Here is a 21792-nt window from a genome sequence, read left to right as displayed (position 1 = left end):
CCTTGTTGTTATCAGGCGCGCGCTTTTCGCCCGTAAACCAGCCAGGTCACCGCGATGCAGCAGAGATAGAAGACCAGGAAGATTTTCATTGCGCCGGCGGGTGAGCCGGTCATGGCGAGCGACAGGCCAAAGGTCTGCGGAATAAAGAAGCCGCCCAGCGCACCGATCGCAGAGATAAAGCCCAGCGCCGCTGAGGTCTCGGTTGCCGCTTCACGCTGAGCCAGCGCATCGTCACCGCCTTCGGCTTTGATACGTTCCAGCGTGAGTTTGCGGAAGATGACCGCAATCATCTGATAGGTAGAGCCGCTGCCCAGACCGGATGTCAGGAACAGGCCCATAAAAATGGCGAAAAAGGCGATGAACGAGCCTTCGTGTCCGTCACCCGGCAGCGTCAGGAACAGCAGCGCGGCAAACAGCGCCATCAGCACGTAGTTGATCAGGGTGACGCGCGTACCACCAAAACGGTCAGAAATGATGCCGCCTGCGGAACGCGCCAGCGCGCCGATAAACGGCCCGAAAAAGGCGTAATGCATGATCACCACGCCAGGGAACTGGGTTTTGGTCAGCATGGCAAAACCGGCAGAAAAGCCGATAAAGGATCCGAACGTCGCCAGATAGAGCAGCGCCATCACCCACAGGTGCGGCCGTTTCAGCACTGGCAGCTGTTCACGCAGCGAAGATTTCGCCGCCGCCAGATCGTTCATGCCAAACCAGGCCGCAAGTGTGCCGACCGCCAGGAACGGCACCCAGATCCAGGCGGCGTTTTCCAGCCAGATACTCTCACCGGCGACGGTAGCGTGGCCTTTATCCGCACACGCAAAAATCGCGCAGGAGATCGCCAGCGGTGCGACGAACTGCATCACGCTGACGCCGAGGTTGCCCAGCCCGCCGTTGATGCCCAGCGCGCCGCCCTGATGGGCTTTGGGGAAGAAGAAACTGATGTTACCCATGCTGGAGGCGAAGTTTGCGCCGCCGAAGCCGCACAGCAGCGAGATCACCATAAACGTCGCGAAGGAGGTCTGACTGTCCTGTACGGCGAAGCCGAGCCACAGGCAGGGAAGGATCAGGATGCCGGTGCTGAAGGCGGTCCAGCGGCGTCCGCCGAAGATGGGAATGACGAAAGAGTAAGGCACCCGCAGCAGCGCCCCGGAGACGGAAGGCAGCGCGGTCAGCAAAAAGAGCTGTTCTGTGCTGAAGTTAAAGCCAACTTTATTCAGGTTAACCGCGACGGTGCTGAACAGCATCCAGACGCAGAAGCCCAGCAGCAGGCAGAACACAGAAATCCACAGGTTACGGCTGGCGATACGTTTACCACGCGCCTGCCAGAACGCTTCGTTTTCCGGCTGCCAGTCCTGAATTAAGGCGCCGCGCGTCGAGGTTTGCAAAGGGGCAGATTGGGTCATAGATCTCTCATCAGCAGAATAATAATTGTGCATATCCTGCGTATCCGTCCTGCCCGCTTGCTTGACACAAATCAACGGCAAGGCAGGTTGCCCGCGCGCCGCCGCCCCGGCTCGTCCCGGTTAAGTAGCGGACCGGAAAACGATAATCCTTATAAATCATAAGGTTTAAATGCACCTCTCCACCGCCCCCGCCGGGGGAGAGTCAGATGGAAATAAAGGAGTAGTCCTTTGGGGGTATGTGGCCTCCCTGCTTCCCCGTTAAAATGGGCCTCGTCGTCTGCGCGACGCTGGCGGTCTGACAGAAACAGGAGAGATTGTGACGGCTGAGAAATACACGCTCTTATTGATTGACGATCATCCCATGCTGCGTAGCGGGCTGAAGCAGCTGATGGCACTGGATCCACGACTGCAGGTGGTGGCCGAAGCCGGTAACGGCACCGAGGGGCTGGCGCTGGCTCAGCAGCACGATCCTGACCTGATCCTGCTCGATCTCAACATGCCCGGACTCAACGGACTGGATACCCTGACTCAGCTGCGCGAAATGGCCCTTTCCGGCCGGGTGGTGGTGTTCAGCGTGTCAGATAACGAAGAGGATGTCGTCAGTGCGCTGAAGCGCGGCGCTGATGGGTATCTGCTGAAAGATATGGAGCCGGAAGCCCTGCTGAAGGCGCTGTATCAGGCGGCGGCCGGTCAGATTGTCCTCAGCGAGGCGCTGACGCCGATTCTGGTCGCCCGACTGCGTGAAGCGCAGCCCGCCCGGCCGCGCGACATCAGTCAGCTGACCCGGCGTGAACGGGAGATCCTGCTCCTGATCAGTGACGGCATGACGAACAAGGCCATTGCCCGCAAACTGGCGATCAGTGAAAGCACCGTCAAGGTGCACGTTAAATACCTGCTGAAGAAGATGAACCTCAAATCCCGGCTCGAAGCCGCCGTCTGGGCGCTGCAGAACGGGCTGCGCTGAGCGGCCGCTGGTTGTCCGGCTCAGCGCTTCCGGAGCGTACCCCACCGCTGTCTGACCGTGAGCGCGAAACAGCATTCAGATAATGCTGCGCGTTCATACAATAACCTGACGGGATAATTTAATAATCGGTTATCCCGGCGTGAGCGTGATATTTCTTCGTCAGAAGATAACGGGCACCGTGACTGATCCCGTTTCGCTAAAAGTCATACAGCTTAACCGGATTATCATGCAATATTCTCTGCCGATCGCGGCGCTCTGGCGCCCAGATATTCATGAGGTCGAGTAACAACGCATCATCGGGTTTATGGCTGTCGGGTGCGGTCGGATGTGGCCAGTCGCTGCCCCATAACAGCCGTTCGGGATTAATTTTAACCAGCCCCTGGGCAACCGGCGCGACATCCCTATATTCCGGCGCGCCCGTTAATGAATCAATATAGGCGCCGGAAAGTTTTACCCAGGTTTTCTCTCCATCAAGCATACGACGCAGCGTCGCAAAAGTGGCGGAGTTAATCCCTTCAGGCTGCGGGACATGCCCCATATGATCGATCACAACCGGCGTCGGTAATTTCTGCAGCCGGTTCTCCAGCTCGGTTAACGTCTTACCTGACGTCACGATCTGAATGTGCCAGTTGAGAGGATGCACGCGCGCGGCTAACCTCTCCATATCGTTCAGATCAAACCTGCTGTAGAGCAGGTTGAATCGTATCCCCCTGACGCCCGCCTGATGCAGCTTCTCTATTTCCTCCCCGGTGACCGTGCTATCCAGCACCACTACGCCCCGCGCGTTGCCCCCGCTGGCCGCCAGCCCATTGAGCAGGACGCGGTTATCGGTTCCGTAGCGGGAAGGGGTCACAATCACCATGCGGTTCATCCCCAGCCGGCGCTGAAGCTTGCGATAATCGTCGATGGAGGCATTAGCCGGGTTTGTGAATGTTGTTCCGGGTACGGAGGGGTAGCGACTGTCGTAGAGATGCATATGGCAATCGACGCTGCCGGGCGGCGGCACCAGCGCAGGCCGTTTCTCGCCAGCACTGTAAGGCACTTTTGCCAGCGCAGGAAAATGCGCCGCAAGGGCCAGGGCTGAACTTAACCGTAATAAATGGCGGCGGGTTAATGGCATATATCCTCCTGATAAATTATTTAACTGCAACAGCGCCTTTATTCCCCTGATTACCCGATCCTGATAATCATCTAGTAAAAAAATCTATCCCGTTTAAAAGAAATAAATCGCCTGAGCCGCTAAGAATGTCAGGCCAGGCAACTAAGCGCACACGCTGAACAGCGCGCCACTGAAAGCAGGCCGAGTTAAGCACTTTTTTATTTGATGCGCAGCGGCAGCCATCGCTTTTATGACAGGCCTCTCTCTTTTAGATGAAACCCCGGATATATTTTCATTGTGAAACGGCATGGATTTAAAAAAGAGAGCTTCATGCGGTTATGCCTGACATTAATCTCCGATGCAGGAAAGCGAGTACGTTAATCCGGGCTGATGCCGACAAATCAGTGGGACAAAAACTCGCGGGGAATGCACACGCTCTTTCTCTGCTGGCCGATAATGTCCTGGCAGGCAGAATGAAGCCCGCTACCTGGCGAAACGCCGCCGCGCCATAAGGGCTGCCGTTCGCACATACAGCATTGCGAGCCCCCTCGCAGCGTTCGGCAAGAACGCCGGAAAGTGCGACTTTTCTGTCGCCAGCCGCCGCCACATTTGCCAGGATGCCTGTCAGGTTTCATCCGGTCAGGATCGCGGCACTGCATCAGGCTGGCATATGCCCTGCCCTATTCGTTATCATCTGACCATCCTGCGCGCCGACGCTAATCCCTTTCGGTTTCATGGGCGTTGACCGCCAGAACTTTACCGCAGCAAAGATGAGTTAAAACCTTATGCAAGAGCCAACCGAAAAGGACTTTCCTTCTCATACGCCTATGATGCATTGGTGTATCAATGCTGATTATTAAAGGTTATTTTTCACCAGAGAATAAAAACTATATTTTAACCTACACCTTTGTAATCCTCTGATTTTAAGTGTATTGTTTGCTGTATTCATCCAGCGTTATACCCCCTCTGTTTTCCCATCCTTCTAATAACACAGGGCATCTCCATGAGCCGATACCATGTATCCAGCAGTGAAGGCCAGTATGAGAAAGACTCTGGCGAGCAGGTTTTGGCTAATAAGCTGGGGATCGCGACTTCTGATGAGATGGATGAGGCTGAACTTGTCCTGTTAGAACAACTCTACCAGTCCGTTTTTGAAGAACAGTTTCCGGAAGGAAAGCTCAGCGTCGCCATGCTTAAACGCTGGCACCACCGCTGGTTAGGTAACATCTACGAGTGGGCTGGACAAGAAAGAGCAGTTAATATCAGCAAAGGCGGCTTTATGTTTGCCCCCTCAGCGCAGTTGCCAAAGCTGCTGAACGAATTCGACACCAGGTATCTGGCTCAATACACGCCGTGTAGCGGCATGGACGAAGAACAACTCATCACCGCTATCGCCATCACCCATGTCGAGCTGATACTTATCCATCCGTTCAGAGAGGGAAACGGGCGATTGTCGCGACTGTTAGCTGACGTAATGGCCGTTCAGGGAGGATACAAACCGCTGGATTATCAAAGCTGGGAGCAAAACAAAACCCAGTATGTCTCGGCTATCCATGAAGGCGTATCAATGAACTACGAGCCGATGAAACACTGGGTGAGAGAAGCATTAAGAAGGGATTAAACCGCAAGACGCAAATGAGCAAATTTTTTGCGCGTGGCTTCAAGTGAAGCTTCAATCTTCGCGGAGGACTGCCCTGTTTCAACAGCCGTAGATGTTGCTACTGAGCGAACAATGTCAGCACGAGATGGCTTAGCGTAGCTTGCCTGAGTTTTTTTGTGGGTGCTCATAATCACTCCTAAAAAGTTGAATCTGGGCTGAAAGACACCGTTCAAACAGTATACCAAAATTTCTACGCAAATTCATATCAAGCCCCGTCAAAGACTCACTCATCGGGCAAGCCCTTTAAGCAATACATCAAGTATAAAACGGTTGGCTAACGGACAACCTCCTTATCAGAAAGATAAATAACTAGGCTGCATCCAAACTTCGATCAATTAAGTAATCCTCTGCACCGAGTTTTATCAGTTGTGTTCTTACTGCACGGCTATGACCTGCTCCCCGTTGATTAATACACCGTGATGTTAGTAATGTCTTCATAAGTCACATGAGGACATCCCCATGAAGAAGCGTTTTTCCGACGAACAGATCATCAGTATTCTCCGCGAGGCTGAAGCCGGCGTTTCTGCCCGGGAACTCTGCCGCAGGCACGCCATTTCCGACGCCACCTTTTACACCTGGCGCAAGAAGTTTGGCGGCATGGAAGTCCCCGAAGTGAAGCGGCTCAAGTCACTTGAAGAGGAGAATGCCCGACTCAGGAAGCTGCTCGCTGAAGCCATGCTGGATAAGGAGGCGCTTCAGGTGGCTCTGGGCCGAAAGTTCTGACGACAGACCAGAAGCGGGAAGCCGTAGAAGTCATGTGTGAGACAACGGGCCTGTCGCAACGCCGTGCCTGCAGGCTGGCTGGTCTGTCCCTTTCAACCTGCCGTTATTCGGCTCAGCGTCCGGCTGCTGACGCGCAGCTGTCTTTGCGTATCACAGAGCTGGCACTTGAACGTCGCCGGTTTGGTTACCGGCGCATCTGGCAGTTATTACGTCGGGAGGGTCTTCACGTCAACCACAAGCGGGTTTACCGCATCTATCGCCTTAACGGTCTGGGTGTAAAACGCAGGCGACGCCGTAAGGGGCTGGCGACTGAGCGGCTTCCGCTTCTACGCCCGGATGCGCCGAACCTGACATGGTCGATGGATTTTGTCATGGATGCACTTGCCAGCGGCCGCCGGATTAAGTGCCTGACCTGCGTGGATGATTTCACGAAGGAGTGTCTGACGATCACCGCTGCTTTCGGTATTTCAGGCGTTCAGGTCGCGCGTATTCTGGACAGCATCGCGCGGTTTCGTGGCTATCCGGCAATGATCAGAACCGATCAGGGCCCGGAATTTACCTGCCGTGCGCTCGACCAGCGGGCTTTTGAGTATGGCGTAGAACTGCGACTTATCCAGCCGGGTAAGCCAACACAGAACGGATTTATTGAGAGTTTTAACGGACGCTTTCGCGATGAATGTCTGAATGAGCACTGGTTCAGCGATATCGTTCACGCCAGGAAAGTCATTAATGACTGGCGGCAGGATTATAACGAGTGTCGTCCGCATTCAGCACTCAATTATCAGACGCCATCAGAGTTTGCAGCACGGTGGCGGAATGGAAAATGTGAGGGTAAACAAACCGACATTACTAACTGATGGTTGTATCTAGTACTGGGGGCAGGTCATCTGGATTATAATAACTCTATCTAGCATGAGTAATCCTTTCGGTGGAAAAACAAGATTACTCACCGAAAGGATCACTCAAAAAAGATCGCTATAATTATCATTATGCCCCATACTTTTCTGACCAATATGAATATTGCTAACAGAACAGAGAGAGCATCATATATATATAGCCCTAGATTATCACTAAATTCCATAGTATCTGGAGTGACAGTTTAAAGGACCACTAAAAGTTGCCAAATAAATCGATACTATATGCAGGCCGAATTGCCCCTCCCTTAATCAAGGTTGACACATATTCCATTCCTAAATACCATAAAGCTTCCATATAATTATCTCACTCTCGATCCAAAATACATCCCCAACATACTCGCTAAGATACCTGTGTTATTTTACAAAAATACTCCCTTAATAAGTCCTTATGGTTAAAATATGCGTCAAGAACTTGATAGAGGAAATACCCTTTATTACTCTTATAGAAAAAGGGTATTTTTGATTCGTCAATTTTAAAAGATTTAATCTTACCCTTACTTCCTTTTCCTTTAATATCCTTTACTTTATCATCATACTCTTCAAGTGAATAAACAATCAATTCATGATCTAAGTGATTAATGAAATACTCCTTATCGTGAATGTCATACTTTAAGTGTACAACCTGAGTCACCACCGAATCATTGATCATATCAAAATCATCGCGTAATTCTTCAAAGGTTATTTCCTTCATTACACTATCATGCTTAATGATAAGTTTATCCTGATAATTTTCACTATAAAATGAGGATATATCAGGTATCCCTTTTACATCTAACTCTAATGGTCCACCTCGGTCAAAATCCTCCATAGCCACTTGCGAAGTAGATATTGATGTTACCTTGAATGAGATTTTCACTATGCTATTGCTATTAATTAACTCTTCAATTACCTTGAGAAGATCATAATCAATTGTTATATTAAGACAATACCCTGGAATTCTATCATCAATTAAGTAAGAGCCATCTTTTGAAGAAATTAACTCTAAGGATTTATTTTTTTCAATCACCTGATATTTGTCAAACTGCTTATCAACTGATTTTAAATCAATACAATGTTCTTTATAAAGATTATAAACCTCATCATTAACACTAGCATAACTTAGAGAGTTAATCTTATTTGACATGTAATTATTATAATGGAAAATAAAATCAAAGACTTTATAGTGGAAAAAGAAAGTTTTAAATTCATCTTCATTCAAAGCAGCATTATCTTGATTTAATAAACTTAATTCATTACCCATGAACTTCGCCCTAAAATAAAATTCAACCTCCTCAATATTTTTTAGGTTATTAAAAGATGAAATTTCAGAGTTAAAGTCTGATAACTCATTTTCATGTAGTGATTTGAACGAGTTATAAGAATTTAATGTACCTTCATTACTTATTAAACACTTCAACACATGACTCAGATAATTCCTTGAGAAAGGAATCACTTTCGAATACATTTCCTTTAAATGGTTCACCTGTTTTTCAAAATACATTACCCCATTGTTTTTTTTCTTTATCTCATATGTTAACCTTGCCAAATTTGAATTTATATAATACATATAACTTTCTTTAATGATTGTAAAAAAAGCATCGTTATGTTTATTTTTATCCACATATGGAATCAATCGGTCAAAAAATAAATTTGTCTTATTAATAAAAGAACATTTTATTCCCCAGTAGTTACATCCTGTGCTTTCTAAAAGTTCGTATTGTTCTTTTTTAAGATCATTAAGTATCGAAAGAAGTTCTGAATCCATTATCTTCAACTATCCTAATTGATGTTATCATTTTAACAATGACTCAAGGTAATCCGCCCACACCTGCAACCACTTCCGGCACTCAGCATCATACTTATACAAATTATAAATCCCTTCAACACCGCCACGTGTATGCCCTAATACGGCCTCTGCTACCTCATTTGGACACTGCAAACGAGATAACCCTGTTCGCACTGTACGACGTAGATCGTGCGGCGTCCAATGAGGTATATCAAGCATTTGACCGCTTTCACGTAAACGCCATGAGTTTTCAGTTAGATACTTCTGCTGGATTGGCTTCTTCGTGGCTTGCGAAGGGAATAGATATTTGTCAGAGGTAAGCCGTAGAACCTTGAGAAAGTCGATCGCTTGATCTGATAATTGAACATAACGCTCTACCCCAGTCTTGGTTTCTCTAAGATGAATGGTGCCTTTTTCAAGATCAACATCCTTCCATGCCATATTGCAGACTTCACCGGTACGACAGCCGGTCCAGAGAGTCAGACGTAACACGTTTTTGATCGTTGGCGTGTAAGCCGAACCCGGAAGCCATTTAAGGAATTTTGCAAGCTCGTCCTCACTCAGTACTCGTGTTCCACGTCCATTTGTGAGCTTGATTCTTGTCTGTCGTAAGCTGGATTTTGCTAACAACGCTGGATTCGCAAAACTGTCATCAAAGCGCCCAAGGCCAATTGCAAATTCATATGCGAGTGAAAGCTCCCTCAGTACATTCCCTGCCTGTACGGTTGCACCTCGAGCTACAATGCCATTGATTAAATTAATGACATCCTGGCGAGTAATCTCAGCAGCATTCCGGGTTCCTAAGCTTTTAACAGCGTCACCATAGAGAGTACGACGAACCTCAGCCTGCCCTTTCGGCTTTCTGGCACCGGGAATGACCTTCCCGTCCTTCGTTTTACGATCCTCAATACGTTCGGTAAGATATAGTTCAACTAATCCCTGTATGGTCAATTCAGGAATCTTAGCCTGTTCAGCTTCAATCGCACGCTGGAGTTTATCTTGTTTGAGTTCAGTCGCAGGACACCGACCTTCCTGTCGGAGGAGCTTTAATTCGTGGAGTTTAAGACGCGCAGCGGCGAGAGAAGTCTGCGGGAAGTTACCAATTTTAACCTGAGCAAGCTTGCCAGTCAGAGGACTTGTGTAACGGTAGAAAAAAGACTTAACCCCAGTTGCACCGCAGGAGACACGTAAGCCACGATTTTCGCCTATATCAGCCTTATCTTTGTCGCCAGGCTTCATCATTTCTACCGCTTTAAACGAAAGTGGCTTTCCCTCTTGTTTTCCTGCCATAAAGACTCCGTTATCATGCACCTTATGCAGTCATGAACATAAATGTAGGTTGTGCTGTATGTGCCCATATTTTACCAGGCCATAGGTTGGCAAGCTACACTTTAACCTACATTTACATGTAGGATGTCATGATATTCGATGAGACACCGTGAAACCTAATGATAACTACAAAAATCACTAACTCATTAAAAATTAAGAAAATGGACATCACAAACCGATGAGTACAATAGAAAACTTAGACTCTCACACCCCAATGATGCAGCAGTACCTGCGCCTCAAGGCAGAGCATCCTGACATTCTGCTGTTTTACCGGATGGGTGACTTCTACGAGCTGTTTTATGACGACGCTAAGCGCGCCTCGCAGCTGCTGGAAATCTCACTCACCAAACGCGGTGCATCCGCGGGTGAACCGATCCCGATGGCGGGCGTCCCCCATCATGCGGTGGAAGGGTATCTGGCGAAGCTGGTGCAGCTGGGCGAATCGGTTGCCATCTGCGAACAGATTGGCGATCCGGCCCTCAGCAAAGGGCCGGTTGAGCGCAAAGTGGTGCGCATCGTGACCCCCGGCACCATCAGTGATGAGGCGCTGTTGCAGGAGCGGCATGACAATCTGCTGGCGGCGATTGTGCAGAGCCCGCGCGGATTTGGTTACGCCACCCTGGATATCAGTTCAGGCCGTTTTCGCCTGAGCGAGCCCGCCGATGCGGAAACCATGGCGGCCGAGCTGCAGCGTACCAATCCCGCTGAGCTGCTCTACCCCGAAGATTTTCAGGCGATGTCGCTGATCGACCAGCGACGCGGCCTGCGCCGCCGTCCGCTGTGGGAGTTCGAGATCGACACCGCGCGTCAGCAGCTTAATCTGCAGTTCGGCACCCGCGATCTCAACGGCTTCGGCGTAGAGAATGCGCACCTGGGGCTTAGCGCGGCTGGCTGCCTGCTGCAATATGCCAAAGATACCCAGCGCACCACCCTGCCCCACATCCGCTCGCTGAGCATGGAGCGGCAGCAGGACAGCATTATCATGGATGCCGCCACCCGTCGTAATCTGGAGATCACCCAGAATATGGCCGGCGGTATCGACAACACCCTGGCGGCCGTGCTGGATAAAACGGTTACGCCGATGGGAAGCCGGATGCTGAAGCGCTGGCTGCACATGCCGCTGCGCGATGTGGAGACGATTACCCAGCGTCAGGCGTCGATCGCCGAGCTGCAGAACCTCAGCGAGGCGCTGCAACCGGTGCTGCGTCAGGTAGGCGATCTGGAACGTATCCTGGCTCGTCTGGCCCTGCGCACCGCCCGTCCGCGCGATCTGGCCCGCATGCGTCACGCGTTTCAGCAGCTGCCGGAACTTAACCAGCTGCTGGCCGATGTAGAGGCTCCTCTGCTGCAGAAGCTGCGAACCCGCATGGGCGAGTTTACCGCGCTGCGCGAGCTGCTGGAGCAGGCCATTATCGAATCACCGCCGGTGCTGATCCGCGACGGTGGCGTGATTGCGCCGGGCTACAACGCGGAGCTGGACGAGTGGCGCGCGCTGGCCGATGGTGCCACCGACTACCTCGACAGGCTGGAGATCCGTGAACGCGAGAAGCTGGGGCTGGACACCCTGAAGGTCGGATTCAATGGCGTGCACGGCTATTACATCCAGGTGAGCCGGGGACAGAGCCATCAGGTTCCGATGCACTATGTGCGTCGTCAGACGCTGAAAAATGCCGAGCGCTACATCATTCCGGAACTCAAGGAGTATGAAGACAAAGTCCTCACCTCCAAAGGCAAAGCCCTGTCGCTGGAAAAAAGTCTCTATGAGGCGCTGTTCGACCAGCTGCTGCCGCATCTTGAAGATCTGCAGCTGAGCGCTGCGGCGCTGGCTGAGCTGGATGTCCTGAGCAACCTGGCGGAACGTGCCTGGTCGCTTAACTATTGCCGTCCGGTATTACAGGATAAAGCCGGGATTAAAATCAGCGGCGGTCGCCATCCCGTGGTTGAGCAGGTACTGAAAGAGCCGTTTATTGCCAACCCGCTGTCGCTGGCGCCTCAGCGCAGGATGCTGATCATCACCGGGCCCAATATGGGCGGTAAAAGTACCTATATGCGGCAGGCGGCGCTGATTGCACTGATGGCCTGGACGGGAAGTTTTGTGCCCGCCGACGAGGCGCTGATTGGCCCGCTGGATCGCATCTTTACCCGCGTCGGGGCCGCTGATGACCTGGCCTCCGGCCGCTCAACCTTTATGGTGGAGATGACGGAAACCGCCAACATTCTGCACAACGCCACTGAAAACAGCCTGGTGCTGATGGATGAGATTGGTCGCGGTACCTCAACCTATGACGGTCTGTCGCTGGCGTGGGCCTGCGCCGAGAATCTGGCCAACCGCATCAAGGCCATGACGCTGTTTGCTACGCACTACTTCGAGCTGACCACCCTGCCGGAAAAAATGGAGGGCGTCGTCAACGTCCATCTGGATGCCGTCGAGCATGGGGAGACGATCGCCTTTATGCACAGCGTGCAGGATGGCGCGGCGAGTAAGAGTTATGGTCTGGCCGTGGCCGCGCTGGCTGGCGTGCCGAAAGAGGTGATTAAGCGGGCGCGCAACAAGCTGAAGGAACTGGAAACGGTGTCCGGTCACGCCGCGTCCTCGACCGTAGATGGATCTCAGTTACCGCTGCTGGTGGAGGAGACGTCGCCTGCCGTGGAGGCGCTGGAGGCGCTGGATCCGGATACGCTGACACCGCGTCAGGCACTCGACTGGATTTACCGTCTTAAATCGCTGGTCTGACACTCTGCCGTGCCGCATTGCCACGCGGTGCGGCTCTTCCGTCCGTTGCGCCGCGCGGGCGCCGTTTTTACCTTTCCGCAGGCATAAAAAAAAGCGGTGGTTTTCACCACCGCTTCCTGCGTCAGTCAGCCGAAGGGCTTAATGACGATTATTCACGAAAGAGTGCTTCAATGTTGAGGCCCTGCGCCTGCAGGATTTCGCGCAGACGGCGCAAACCTTCAACCTGAATCTGACGTACACGCTCGCGGGTTAAGCCGATTTCACGGCCCACATCCTCAAGCGTTGCGGCTTCATAGCCCAACAGACCGAAGCGACGCGCCAGCACCTCACGCTGCTTGGCGTTCAGTTCGAACAGCCATTTGACGATGCTTTGTTTCATATCATCGTCCTGCGTGGTGTCTTCCGGACCGTTGTCTTTTTCATCGGCCAGAATATCCAGCAGCGCTTTCTCAGAGTCTCCGCCTAATGGCGTATCGACTGAGGTGATGCGTTCGTTGAGACGCAACATGCGGCTGACGTCATCAACCGGTTTATCAAGCTGCTCAGCGATCTCTTCCGCACTCGGCTCATGGTCGAGCTTGTGGGAAAGTTCACGCGCAGTACGCAGATAAACATTCAGTTCTTTCACGATGTGAATCGGCAGACGAATAGTACGGGTTTGATTCATGATCGCCCGTTCAATAGTCTGACGAATCCACCAGGTGGCATACGTTGAGAAACGGAACCCGCGCTCCGGGTCAAATTTCTCAACGGCGCGAATCAGACCGAGGTTACCTTCTTCAATCAGGTCCAGCAGTGCTAAACCACGATTGCTGTAACGACGGGCGATTTTTACCACCAGGCGTAAGTTACTTTCAATCATACGGCGACGGGAAGGGATATCACCCCGCAATGCACGGCGAGCGAAGAACACTTCTTCCTCTGCCGTTAACAACGGAGAATAGCCAATCTCCCCGAGATAGAGCTGCGTCGCATCTAAGACACGCTGCGTCGCACCCTGTGATAGCAACTCTTCTTCCGCTACGTCGCTATCACTGGCTTCATTTTCAACGAGTGCCTTCTCGTCAAAAATTTCAGCTCCGTTCTCATCGAATTCCGCGTTCTCATGTAACTCGTTTACTTTCAGCGTATTCTGGCTCATAAGCGGCTCCTACCCGTGATTCCAGGGCAGAACATAAAGCTGTTCTGTTCTGCCGGATTATCGCTGCGGTAAATAACGCAACGGGTTTACGGATTTCCCCTTGTAACGAATTTCAAAGTGTAATCTGACTGAACTGGTTCCGGTGCTACCCATGGTAGCGATCTTTTGCCCCGCCTTAACTTCCTGTTGTTCCCGGACCAGCATTGTATCGTTGTGGGCGTAGGCGCTCAGGTAATCATCATTGTGTTTGATGATGATTAAATTACCGTAACCCCGGAGTGCGTTACCTGCGTACACCACCCGTCCTGAAGCAGTGGCAACCACAGATTGTCCGCGTGTCCCGGCGATATCGATGCCTTTATTGCCACCTTCGGCGGCAGAGAAGTTATCGATAATCTTCCCATCGGTCGGCCAGCGCCAGCTTCCGACCGGCGTTGAACTGTTGGTTGTACTGCTAACCGTAGGGGGTGCGGTAATCACTGGAGCTGTTGTCGTTGCAACATTTGCTCCTTTCGAAGGCAACAATTTGCTGCCACCCGAATTTCCCGAATCATCAGAATACGTAATAACAGGTTGCTGTGCAACAGCAGGAGATTTAATTTGTGGTGCCGCCGGAACCCCGCCCTGCGTTGCATCAGCAGCGGTAATGGAATTTCCACCGGTAATCGGCTGGCCCGACCCATTTCCAATCTGTAATGTCTGTCCGACATTCAGGCTGTATGGCGCCGGAACGTTGTTGCGCTGGGCCAGATCGCGGAAATCGTTGCCGGTGATCCAGGCAATGTAAAACAATGTGTCTCCGCGCTTAACGGTATATGTTTCACCGGAGTAGCTACCCTTAGGAATATTCTGGTAACTGCGGTTGTACACAATACGCCCGTTCTGCGTCTCAACATTATTGCTGGTACTAATCATTCCACCGCTGACTGGAGCAGATGCTGAATTTCTGCTTAACATTTGTCCCTGCGATGGCGCGGCAGGAATACCACCGGAAACCTGGCCGCCGCCCGCCTGGCTGTTCATCATGCCACCCCCATCGCCGACGCGACTGATGGGCGCCTGAGTATTGTCGCCAGAGCTGCATCCTGCCAGCCAGAAACTTACCAGTGAAAGAGCCGCCAGACGGCGTAACTGAAAAAGTGTGCTTCCCGTGCTCATTAATCCCCCGTGATGGCAGCGCTGTTCTGTGTATTTCACTGTACCTGCCAGCAGAATGCTCTGCATGGCGCGGTAAAATCTGCGTTTTTTATTGAATAAACCGGATAGTAACAACATCAGCTACGTGGTGCCATGAAACAGTTGTGAAGAAATACGTAGAAGGTCAGGCCAGATCGCCCTGCACCAGGGGTACAAAACGCACCGGCTCGATGATCTCCTCCACAACCTCTTCGCCCTGACGACGCAGACGCTTCAGTACCTGCTGATCCTCGCCCACCGGCAGCACCATAATGCCGCCTTCTGCCAGCTGCGCTATCAGCGCAATCGGAATTTCCGGCGGCGCCGCCGTGACGATAATGGCATCGAACGGGCCACGCGACGGCCAGCCCTGCCAGCCATCGCCGTGCCGGGTGGAGACATTATGTAGATCCAGCTGCTTGAGGCGACGCTTTGCCTGCCACTGCAGCCCTTTAATGCGCTCCACGGAATAGACATGATCGACCAGATGGGCCAGTATCGCCGTCTGGTAACCGGAGCCGGTGCCTATCTCCAGCACCCGCGAATGCGGATTCAGCTCCAGCAGCGCGGTCATTCGCGCCACCATATAGGGCTGGGAGATGGTCTGCCCGGAGCCGATAGGCAGGGCAACGTTATCCCAGGCTTTGTGCTCAAACGCCTCGTCGATAAAACGCTCGCGCGGCACGTCACTCATCGCCTTCAGCAGATTTTCATCGTCGATGCCCTGCTGACGCAGTTGTGACAGCAATGTCTCGATACGCCGGTTCACCATGCCAGGTTTACCTCAGCTTTGGTCAGCCAGTCGCTGAGCACATCCTGCGCGCTGTGCGCCGTTAAATCGACGTGCAGTGCCGTGACGGACACATAGCCCTGATCCACGGCGGCGAAGTCCGTATCCGGCCCTGCATCCAGCTGTTCGCCGGGCGGACCAATCCAGTAGAGGGTATTGCCGCGCGGATCCTGCTGGGCAATCACCTGATCGGCAGGGTGACGGCTGCCGCAGCGCGTCACGCGGATGCCCTTAAGTTCTGCCAGCGGCAAATCGGGAACATTGATATTGAGAATACGGCCCGTCCGCAGCGGTTCATGCGTCAGCGCCCTGAGGATGGCGCAGACCACCGCCGCCGCCGTCGCGTAGTGCGTGTGGCCATTCAGCGACACCGCGATGGCGGGTAAGCCAAGATGCCGCCCTTCCATTGCGGCCGCCACCGTGCCGGAGTAGATCACATCATCGCCCAGATTTGGGCCGGCATTGATCCCTGACACCACAATATCGGGCCGCGGCTGCATCAGTGCATTCACCCCCAGATAGACACAATCGGTCGGCGTGCCCATCTGCACTGCGATATCGCCGTTTTCATGGGTGAAGGTGCGCAGTGGCGTTTCCAGGGTTAAAGAGTTCGAGGCACCGCTTCGGTTACGATCGGGGGCAACCACCTGTACGTCAGCAATCTGCCGCAGGGCTTTCGCCAGAGTCTGAATCCCTGGCGCATGAATGCCGTCATCGTTGCTGAGCAATATCCGCATTTCGTTCTGACCTTTTTTTATTCGACTGGTCGCTGTGAGTGAACCTGTCTGAACGGCATGGCGACAGGTGGGACATGGACAGCGATTTTTGCATTCTAGCGAGGCACGCGAGGAAGTGGTAGGCGTAAATCACAGGAGGAGGGGGGTTTGCCGCAACATTACCCACACAGCGGGTCAGGTTGCGGCAATGATTACTCATCAGGCTGGTCGGGCGAGTCCGCATGGGTCAGCAGTTCCCGGACAACGCTGGTGGCAAAGCTGCCTGCGGGCAGCCAGAACGCCAGCGCCAGCGTTGCCGCATCCTGCCAGTGCCACTGCATATCGCGCGGCACCACCAGCATGGCGCGGCGTGCAGCATCCACTTTCTCCCGTTCGATCAGTCCGGTCAGCAGCGTGGCATCGGCCAGCGCCTGCTGTTCAAAGGCCAGCGCCTGCTGTTCAAAGGCCAGCGCCTCCGCCTGCGGGCCTGGCTCGCCGCGCCCCGGCAGCGGCGCGGTAATGCGCAGCTCATGCTGATCGACCCGGCGCTGCGACTCAGCCAGCTCGTCGGGCTGCGCGACAAACCAGCTGCCACGGCCGGTCAGCTGCAGCGCATCGCCGTTAAGCACCTGAGTCAGTCCCCCCTGCTGCTGCAGACGCGCGCTGGTCACCTGATTAAACAGGGCACTGCGTGCGGCAGAGAGCATCAGGCTGCGTTTGTTGCGATCGCGCAGGGTAATCTCATTACGCGCCCACTTCTGCGCCATCACGAGGTTGTTCCCGCCGCGACCAAAGCGCTGCTCGCCGAAATAGTTTGGCACGCCCGCCGCGCAGATCTGCGCCAGCCGGGCTTCGACGGCGTCACGGTCGCTGATCTGACGGATGACCAGCCGGAACGCGTTGCCTGCCAGCGCACCGATGCGCAGCTTACGTTTGTGGCGCACCGCCTGCAGGATTTCCACCCCTTCCAGCGCAAAACCGCGCAGATCGGGCATCGCATTGCCGGGCAGGCGAAAACAGAGCGTCTGCTCCGTCACCGCATGGCGGTCTTTCATCCCGGCATAGCTCAGGTCGCGCGCAGGCACCCCGAGATACTTCGCCAGTGCGTCCGCCACGAAGCGGGTATTAGCGCCCACCTTCCGGATGCGCACCAGCAGATGCTCACCCTCCCCGTCCGGGCCGTAGCCCAGATCTTCCACGACCACAAAATCGTCCGGACTCGCCTTGATAACGCCGGAGGCGACGGGCGTACCGTGCAGGTAGTTCAGATTCATTGGCTGTCTGCTTTCAGCAGCAGGGCCACCGCCTCGCAGGCAATCCCTTCACCGCGCCCGGTAAAGCCCAGCTTTTCGGTGGTGGTGGCTTTCACGTTGACCGCATCCATATGGCAGCCCAGATCTTCCGCGATGTTGATGCGCATCTGCGGCACGTGCGGCAGCATCTTAGGCGCCTGTGCGATAATCGTGACGTCCACGTTGCCGATACGATAGCCTTTGGCTTCGATACGACGCCAGGCTTCACGCAGCAGGCCCCGGCTGTCCGCGCCTTTGAAGGCGGGATCGGTGTCCGGGAACAGTTTGCCGATATCGCCCATCGCGACGGCACCCAGCAGAGCGTCAGTGAGCGCGTGCAGCGCCACATCGCCATCCGAATGGGCGATAAACCCCTGCTCAAACGGGATCCGCACACCGCCAATCACTAACGGACCCTCTCCGCCAAAGGCGTGAACGTCAAAACCGTGACCGATACGCATCATGCGCTCTCCTTTAATTGAATCTGACTCAGATAAAAAGCCGCCAGCGCCAGATCTTCCGGCCGGGTGACTTTGATGTTATCGCTGCGTCCGCTGACCAGCAGCGGATGGTAGCCACAATACTCCAGCGCCGACGCTTCATCGGTGATGGTGGCGCCTTCGTTCAGCGCCCGCGTCAGGCAGGCGGTAAGCAGCGCGTGCGGGAAGAACTGCGGCGTTAAGGCGTGCCAGAGGTCGTTGCGTTCCACCGTGTGGGCGACCGCCGCTTTACCCGGCTCGCCCCGTTTCATGGTGTCGCGTACCGGCGCGGCCAGAATCCCGCCGACGTGACTCTGCTGACGCACGTTCAGCAGTTGCTGAAGATCGTCGGGATGCAGGCAGGGCCGCGCCGCGTCATGGACCAGCACCCACGCTGCCCCCTGCGCGGCCTGTAAGCCGGCCAGCACGGATTCGGCGCGCGTCTCGCCACCGGTAACCCGGAGCACACGGGGATCCTGGGCCAGCGGCAGCGAACTGAAATACTGGTCGTCGGGGCTGAGGGCGACAATAACCTGCCGGATAGCGGGATGGGAAAACAGACGGGCAATGCTGTGTTCCAGAAGGGTGTGCTGACCAATCGTCAGATACTGCTTCGGACAGGTTGCCTGCATGCGGCTGCCGATCCCGGCAGCGGGCACCACGGCAATCACATCCGCAAGGGAGGCCAGAGTGTTCATGTTTTATCGTTGTTGGTTTTGCGCAGAGAGTTGCGCGTTGCGTTTGTTCTGGTCAGGCACCAGACGATAGAAAGTCTCACCGGGCTTAATCATGCCCAGTTCATTGCGTGCGCGCTCCTCGATCGCTTCCGAGCCGCCATTGAGATCGTCAATTTCGGCAAACAGCTGATCGTTGCGCGATTTCAGTTTGGCATTGTTTGCCTGTTGCACCGCGACATCATCATTGACGCGCGTATAGTCATGGATGCCATTTTTCCCCAGCCACAACGAATATTGCAGCCAGCCAAGCAGCACCAGTAACAGTAACGTCAGTTTTCCCATCCCGCCCCCTAAAAACGGCCCAATCATCCCATAACTTTGCACAGGACTCCACACCAGCGGCGAAAATGGCGCGCTTTGCGCTGTGTCTGCGCAAAATATGAATCAGTGCCGATTCTGACGGGAAAAGATTTGTAACCTGCCGATGCGTTTGCACATCAGTGCAGGCGGAGAGAGGGCTTACCAGCCGGAGAGAAAAGAGAACATCAGCCAGAAGAGCGTGACCACGATAATCACCGTGGCGAGCGCAGCCCAGAGCCACTGACCGCTGAGCAGCGTGCTCAGTGCGATGCCCGTGACCACGGCGACCGGCAGCAGCGCCAGAAAGAATGGCCAGGTATAAAGAAAGAAAAACAGCGTGTTAGAGCCGAACAGCAGGAAAGGGATCGCCAGCGCGCACCAGTAAGCGAGAAAGCCGATCACGCCGCCCGGCAGCAATGAGCGCGGCTCATCACGGGAAGCGTCATCTTTACGGGCGAGCATTGGGGTAATGTTCTGCATAGGCATCCTGTTGGCGCGAGGGCGGCAAATCAGAAGCGATCTGCCGCTGTCTCTTCAGGATCTGATGATATCGCGGTCACGCAACAGGTCTAACAATTGGGCCGCCAGTTTTGTAACCAATTGTTCGCCATCCAGCTGGATTTCCGGGCGGTCCGGCGCCTCATACACGCTGTCGATTCCGGTGAAATTACGCAGCTCGCCGGCACGCGCTTTCCGGTACAACCCTTTGGGATCACGCGCTTCACACACCGCCAGCGGCGTATCGACAAACACCTCGATAAACTGCCCCGGCTCCAGCAGATCGCGCACCATCTGCCGCTCGGCGCGATGCGGCGAGATAAAGGCCGTCAGCACCACCAGCCCGGCATCCACCATCAGTTTCGCCACTTCGCCGACCCGACGAATATTCTCTTTACGGTCGTCATCGCTGAAACCGAGGTCACGGCAGAGGCCGTGACGCACGTTGTCACCGTCCAGCAGATAGGTGCTGACGCCGATGCGGTGCAGCGCCTGCTCCAGCGCCCCTGCGACGGTCGATTTACCCGAGCCAGAGAGCCCGGTAAACCAGAGCACCACGCCCTGATGACCATGCTGCTGCTCGCGGGCGGCGCGGGTCACCGGATGGTCATGCCAGACCACGTTCTCATCATGCACGGCCATTACTGACCGCCCAGCAGATCACGCGCATTCCAGTGCGGGAAGTGACGGCGCACCAGCGCATTCAGTTCCAGTTCAAAGGCGCTGAACTCACCGCGGTTAACCGGCGTGTCCAGGTTCGGCTGATGGATCATGCCGGCCCCGACGGTGACGTTGCTCAGGCGATCGATAAAGATCATGCCGCCGGTCACCGGGTTCTGCTGATAGCTGTCGAGCACCATCGGTTCATCGAAGGTGATCTCAACGCGACCGATGCCGTTCAGCGGCAGCGCATCAACCTGATGCGTCTCCAGCGAGTTGATCTCAACCTGATGCAGCACCTTCTCCACCCGGCCACGGGTCTTTTTGCCGGCGATTTTCAGGTCGTAGCTCTGACCGGCCTGCAGCGGCTGCTCCGCCATCCAGACCACGTCAACGCTGGCGGACTGCACCGCCGTCAGCGTTTCACCGGCGTCGACCAGCAGATCGCCGCGGCTGATATCAATCTCATCCTGCAGCACCAGGGTGATCGCCTCGCCTGCGCCCGCTTCCTGCAGATCGCCATCAAAAGTGACGATGCGCGCAACGGTGGACTCGACGCCGGAAGGCAGCACTTTGACACGCTGGCCCACCTGCACGCTGCCCGACGCCAGCGTGCCGGCATAGCCACGGAAATCCAGGTTCGGACGGTTGACGTACTGCACCGGGAAACGCATCGGCTGGTGATCAACGACGCGCTTCAGCTCCACGGTTTCCAGCACATCCAGCAGCGTCGGGCCGCTGTACCACGGCATGGTCTGGCTGGCGGAGGCGACGTTGTCCCCTTCCAGCGCCGACATCGGCACAAAGCGGATATCGAGATCGTCCGGCAGCTGAGCCGCAAAATCCAGGTAATCCTGTTTGATCTGCTCAAAGCGATCCTGGCTGTACGCCACCAGGTCCATCTTGTTGATCGCCACGACCAGATGTTTGATCCCCAGCAGCGTCGAGATAAAACTGTGACGGCGGGTCTGATCCAGCACGCCTTTACGCGCATCGATCAGCAGGATCGCCAGGTCGCAGGTTGAGGCGCCGGTCGCCATGTTACGGGTGTACTGCTCGTGGCCCGGGGTGTCGGCGATGATAAATTTACGCTTTTCGGTCGAGAAGTAGCGATAGGCCACATCGATGGTAATGCCCTGCTCGCGTTCCGCCTGCAGGCCATCCACCAGCAGCGCCAGATCCAGTTTTTCGCCCTGGGTGCCGTGACGCTTGCTGTCGTTGTGCAGCGAGGAGAGCTGATCTTCATAGATCTGACGGGTGTCGTGCAGCAGACGACCGATCAGGGTACTTTTTCCATCGTCGACGCTGCCGCAGGTCAGAAAACGCAGCAGGCTTTTGTGTTGTTGCGCGGTCAGCCAGGCTTCCACGCCGCCCTGGTCGGCAATCTGTTGTGCAATTACGGTATTCAT

Annotated in this window: 20 protein-coding genes; 4 read left to right on the top strand and 16 right to left on the bottom strand. The window is 54.4% G+C overall.

The window, feature by feature from the left end:
• Positions 1-11: 11 nt before the first annotated feature.
• Positions 12-1403 carry a NarK family nitrate/nitrite MFS transporter gene (locus J1C59_RS04375; RefSeq protein ID WP_128086409.1) on the bottom strand — a complete coding sequence of 464 codons (1392 nt, stop codon included), beginning with the start codon at positions 1401-1403 and terminating at the stop codon, positions 12-14.
• 361 nt (positions 1404-1764) lie between these two features.
• On the opposite strand from J1C59_RS04375, the gene narL reads away from it, so the two are divergent.
• Entirely contained in the window at positions 1765-2367 is a 603-nt protein-coding gene (gene narL / locus J1C59_RS04370; protein ID WP_242281383.1) for a two-component system response regulator NarL, read from the top strand.
• A gap of 196 nt (positions 2368-2563) precedes the next feature.
• Here the strand turns inward: narL and J1C59_RS04365 are convergent, their stop codons facing one another.
• Positions 2564-3487 (bottom strand): amidohydrolase family protein, encoded by a 924-nt coding sequence (locus J1C59_RS04365; RefSeq protein WP_128086411.1) that lies wholly within the window; start codon positions 3485-3487, stop codon positions 2564-2566.
• Between the two features lie 982 nt (positions 3488-4469).
• On the opposite strand from J1C59_RS04365, the gene J1C59_RS04360 reads away from it, so the two are divergent.
• The gene (locus tag J1C59_RS04360; RefSeq protein ID WP_128086412.1) at positions 4470-5087 is read left to right on the top strand and encodes a Fic/DOC family protein; all 618 of its coding nucleotides are present in this window, start codon (positions 4470-4472) and stop codon (positions 5085-5087) included.
• Here J1C59_RS04360 and J1C59_RS04355 read toward each other — a convergent pair.
• Positions 5084-5254: a hypothetical protein gene (locus tag J1C59_RS04355; protein WP_164881279.1), complete on the bottom strand. Its 171-nt coding sequence runs from the start codon at positions 5252-5254 to the stop codon at positions 5084-5086. The two genes, J1C59_RS04360 and J1C59_RS04355, sit on opposite strands and share 4 nt — an antisense overlap.
• A 331-nt stretch (positions 5255-5585) precedes the next feature.
• Between J1C59_RS04355 and J1C59_RS04350 the strand changes: the two genes are divergently transcribed.
• A protein-coding gene (locus J1C59_RS04350) for an IS3 family transposase (RefSeq protein ID WP_140917283.1) occupies positions 5586-6706 on the top strand; the annotation gives its coding sequence in 2 pieces (ribosomal slippage) (positions 5586-5844 and positions 5844-6706; 1122 coding nt in all).
• 400 nt (positions 6707-7106) lie between these two features.
• On the opposite strand, the gene J1C59_RS04345 is transcribed toward J1C59_RS04350, so the two are convergent.
• Both J1C59_RS04345 and J1C59_RS04340 read right to left on the bottom strand, forming a co-directional pair.
• On the bottom strand, positions 7107-8510 hold the full coding sequence (locus tag J1C59_RS04345) for a hypothetical protein (RefSeq protein ID WP_128085836.1): 1404 nt from the start codon (positions 8508-8510) through the stop codon (positions 7107-7109).
• A 27-nt stretch (positions 8511-8537) separates the two neighbouring features.
• Positions 8538-9821, bottom strand: coding sequence for a tyrosine-type recombinase/integrase (locus J1C59_RS04340; protein WP_128085835.1), 1284 nt, complete (start codon positions 9819-9821; stop codon positions 8538-8540).
• Between the two features lie 217 nt (positions 9822-10038).
• Here J1C59_RS04340 and mutS point away from each other — a divergent pair, with 217 nt between their 5' ends.
• Entirely contained in the window at positions 10039-12594 is a 2556-nt protein-coding gene (gene mutS, locus J1C59_RS04335; protein ID WP_140917284.1) for a DNA mismatch repair protein MutS, read from the top strand.
• 148 nt (positions 12595-12742) lie between these two features.
• On the opposite strand, the gene rpoS is transcribed toward mutS, so the two are convergent.
• The 11 genes from rpoS to cysN form a co-directional block, all read right to left on the bottom strand.
• On the bottom strand, positions 12743-13735 hold the full coding sequence (rpoS, locus tag J1C59_RS04330; protein ID WP_009086923.1) for an RNA polymerase sigma factor RpoS: 993 nt from the start codon (positions 13733-13735) through the stop codon (positions 12743-12745).
• Between the two features lie 57 nt (positions 13736-13792).
• Positions 13793-14893: a murein hydrolase activator NlpD gene (nlpD, locus tag J1C59_RS04325; RefSeq protein ID WP_128085834.1), complete on the bottom strand. Its 1101-nt coding sequence runs from the start codon at positions 14891-14893 to the stop codon at positions 13793-13795.
• A gap of 163 nt (positions 14894-15056) precedes the next feature.
• The gene (locus J1C59_RS04320; RefSeq protein WP_128085833.1) at positions 15057-15683 is read right to left on the bottom strand and encodes a protein-L-isoaspartate(D-aspartate) O-methyltransferase; all 627 of its coding nucleotides are present in this window, start codon (positions 15681-15683) and stop codon (positions 15057-15059) included.
• Entirely contained in the window at positions 15677-16438 is a 762-nt protein-coding gene (gene surE / locus J1C59_RS04315) for a 5'/3'-nucleotidase SurE (protein WP_128085832.1), read from the bottom strand. The genes J1C59_RS04320 and surE overlap by 7 nt, the downstream gene beginning before the upstream one ends.
• Positions 16439-16629: 191 nt before the next feature.
• Complete coding sequence (gene truD, locus J1C59_RS04310; RefSeq protein WP_128085831.1) at positions 16630-17691, bottom strand: tRNA pseudouridine(13) synthase TruD; 1062 nt, start codon at positions 17689-17691, stop codon at positions 16630-16632.
• On the bottom strand, positions 17688-18170 hold the full coding sequence (ispF, locus tag J1C59_RS04305; RefSeq protein WP_086906370.1) for a 2-C-methyl-D-erythritol 2,4-cyclodiphosphate synthase: 483 nt from the start codon (positions 18168-18170) through the stop codon (positions 17688-17690). Before ispF ends, truD begins: the two co-directional genes overlap by 4 nt.
• Positions 18170-18886 carry a 2-C-methyl-D-erythritol 4-phosphate cytidylyltransferase gene (gene ispD, locus J1C59_RS04300; protein WP_128085830.1) on the bottom strand — a complete coding sequence of 239 codons (717 nt, stop codon included), beginning with the start codon at positions 18884-18886 and terminating at the stop codon, positions 18170-18172. The genes ispF and ispD overlap by 1 nt, the downstream gene beginning before the upstream one ends.
• Positions 18887-18889: 3 nt before the next feature.
• Positions 18890-19207, bottom strand: coding sequence for a cell division protein FtsB (gene ftsB / locus J1C59_RS04295; protein WP_111141653.1), 318 nt, complete (start codon positions 19205-19207; stop codon positions 18890-18892).
• Between the two features lie 177 nt (positions 19208-19384).
• Positions 19385-19705 (bottom strand): DUF3561 family protein, encoded by a 321-nt coding sequence (locus J1C59_RS04290; RefSeq protein ID WP_128085829.1) that lies wholly within the window; start codon positions 19703-19705, stop codon positions 19385-19387.
• A gap of 54 nt (positions 19706-19759) precedes the next feature.
• Positions 19760-20365 carry an adenylyl-sulfate kinase gene (gene cysC, locus J1C59_RS04285; RefSeq protein WP_128085828.1) on the bottom strand — a complete coding sequence of 202 codons (606 nt, stop codon included), beginning with the start codon at positions 20363-20365 and terminating at the stop codon, positions 19760-19762.
• Positions 20365-21792, bottom strand: a complete 1428-nt coding sequence (cysN, locus tag J1C59_RS04280) for a sulfate adenylyltransferase subunit CysN (RefSeq protein WP_128085827.1) — start codon at positions 21790-21792, stop codon at positions 20365-20367. Before cysN ends, cysC begins: the two co-directional genes overlap by 1 nt.

It is taken from the genome of Pantoea deleyi (genome assembly GCF_022647325.1).
Lineage (GTDB): Bacteria > Pseudomonadota > Gammaproteobacteria > Enterobacterales > Enterobacteriaceae > Pantoea > Pantoea deleyi.
This window is presented reverse-complemented; position numbering and strand designations above follow the sequence as displayed.

Coding starts and splice junctions, on each gene's coding strand:
- J1C59_RS04340 (WP_128085835.1), bottom strand. CDS start 9,821: ATGGCAGGAAAACAAGAGGGAAAGCCACTTTCGTTTAAAGCGGTAGAA.
- cysN (WP_128085827.1), bottom strand. CDS start 21,792: ATGAATACCGTAATTGCACAACAGATTGCCGACCAGGGCGGCGTGGAA.
- ftsB (WP_111141653.1), bottom strand. CDS start 19,207: ATGGGAAAACTGACGTTACTGTTACTGGTGCTGCTTGGCTGGCTGCAA.
- J1C59_RS04365 (WP_128086411.1), bottom strand. CDS start 3,487: ATGCCATTAACCCGCCGCCATTTATTACGGTTAAGTTCAGCCCTGGCC.
- ispD (WP_128085830.1), bottom strand. CDS start 18,886: ATGAACACTCTGGCCTCCCTTGCGGATGTGATTGCCGTGGTGCCCGCT.
- J1C59_RS04290 (WP_128085829.1), bottom strand. CDS start 19,705: ATGCAGAACATTACCCCAATGCTCGCCCGTAAAGATGACGCTTCCCGT.
- J1C59_RS04360 (WP_128086412.1), top strand. CDS start 4,470: ATGAGCCGATACCATGTATCCAGCAGTGAAGGCCAGTATGAGAAAGAC.
- J1C59_RS04345 (WP_128085836.1), bottom strand. CDS start 8,510: ATGGATTCAGAACTTCTTTCGATACTTAATGATCTTAAAAAAGAACAA.
- ispF (WP_086906370.1), bottom strand. CDS start 18,170: ATGCGTATCGGTCACGGTTTTGACGTTCACGCCTTTGGCGGAGAGGGT.
- J1C59_RS04375 (WP_128086409.1), bottom strand. CDS start 1,403: ATGACCCAATCTGCCCCTTTGCAAACCTCGACGCGCGGCGCCTTAATT.
- narL (WP_242281383.1), top strand. CDS start 1,765: ATGCTGCGTAGCGGGCTGAAGCAGCTGATGGCACTGGATCCACGACTG.
- nlpD (WP_128085834.1), bottom strand. CDS start 14,893: ATGAGCACGGGAAGCACACTTTTTCAGTTACGCCGTCTGGCGGCTCTT.
- cysC (WP_128085828.1), bottom strand. CDS start 20,365: ATGGCCGTGCATGATGAGAACGTGGTCTGGCATGACCATCCGGTGACC.
- J1C59_RS04355 (WP_164881279.1), bottom strand. CDS start 5,254: ATGAGCACCCACAAAAAAACTCAGGCAAGCTACGCTAAGCCATCTCGT.
- surE (WP_128085832.1), bottom strand. CDS start 16,438: ATGCGGATATTGCTCAGCAACGATGACGGCATTCATGCGCCAGGGATT.
- truD (WP_128085831.1), bottom strand. CDS start 17,691: ATGAATCTGAACTACCTGCACGGTACGCCCGTCGCCTCCGGCGTTATC.
- rpoS (WP_009086923.1), bottom strand. CDS start 13,735: ATGAGCCAGAATACGCTGAAAGTAAACGAGTTACATGAGAACGCGGAA.
- mutS (WP_140917284.1), top strand. CDS start 10,039: ATGAGTACAATAGAAAACTTAGACTCTCACACCCCAATGATGCAGCAG.
- J1C59_RS04320 (WP_128085833.1), bottom strand. CDS start 15,683: ATGGTGAACCGGCGTATCGAGACATTGCTGTCACAACTGCGTCAGCAG.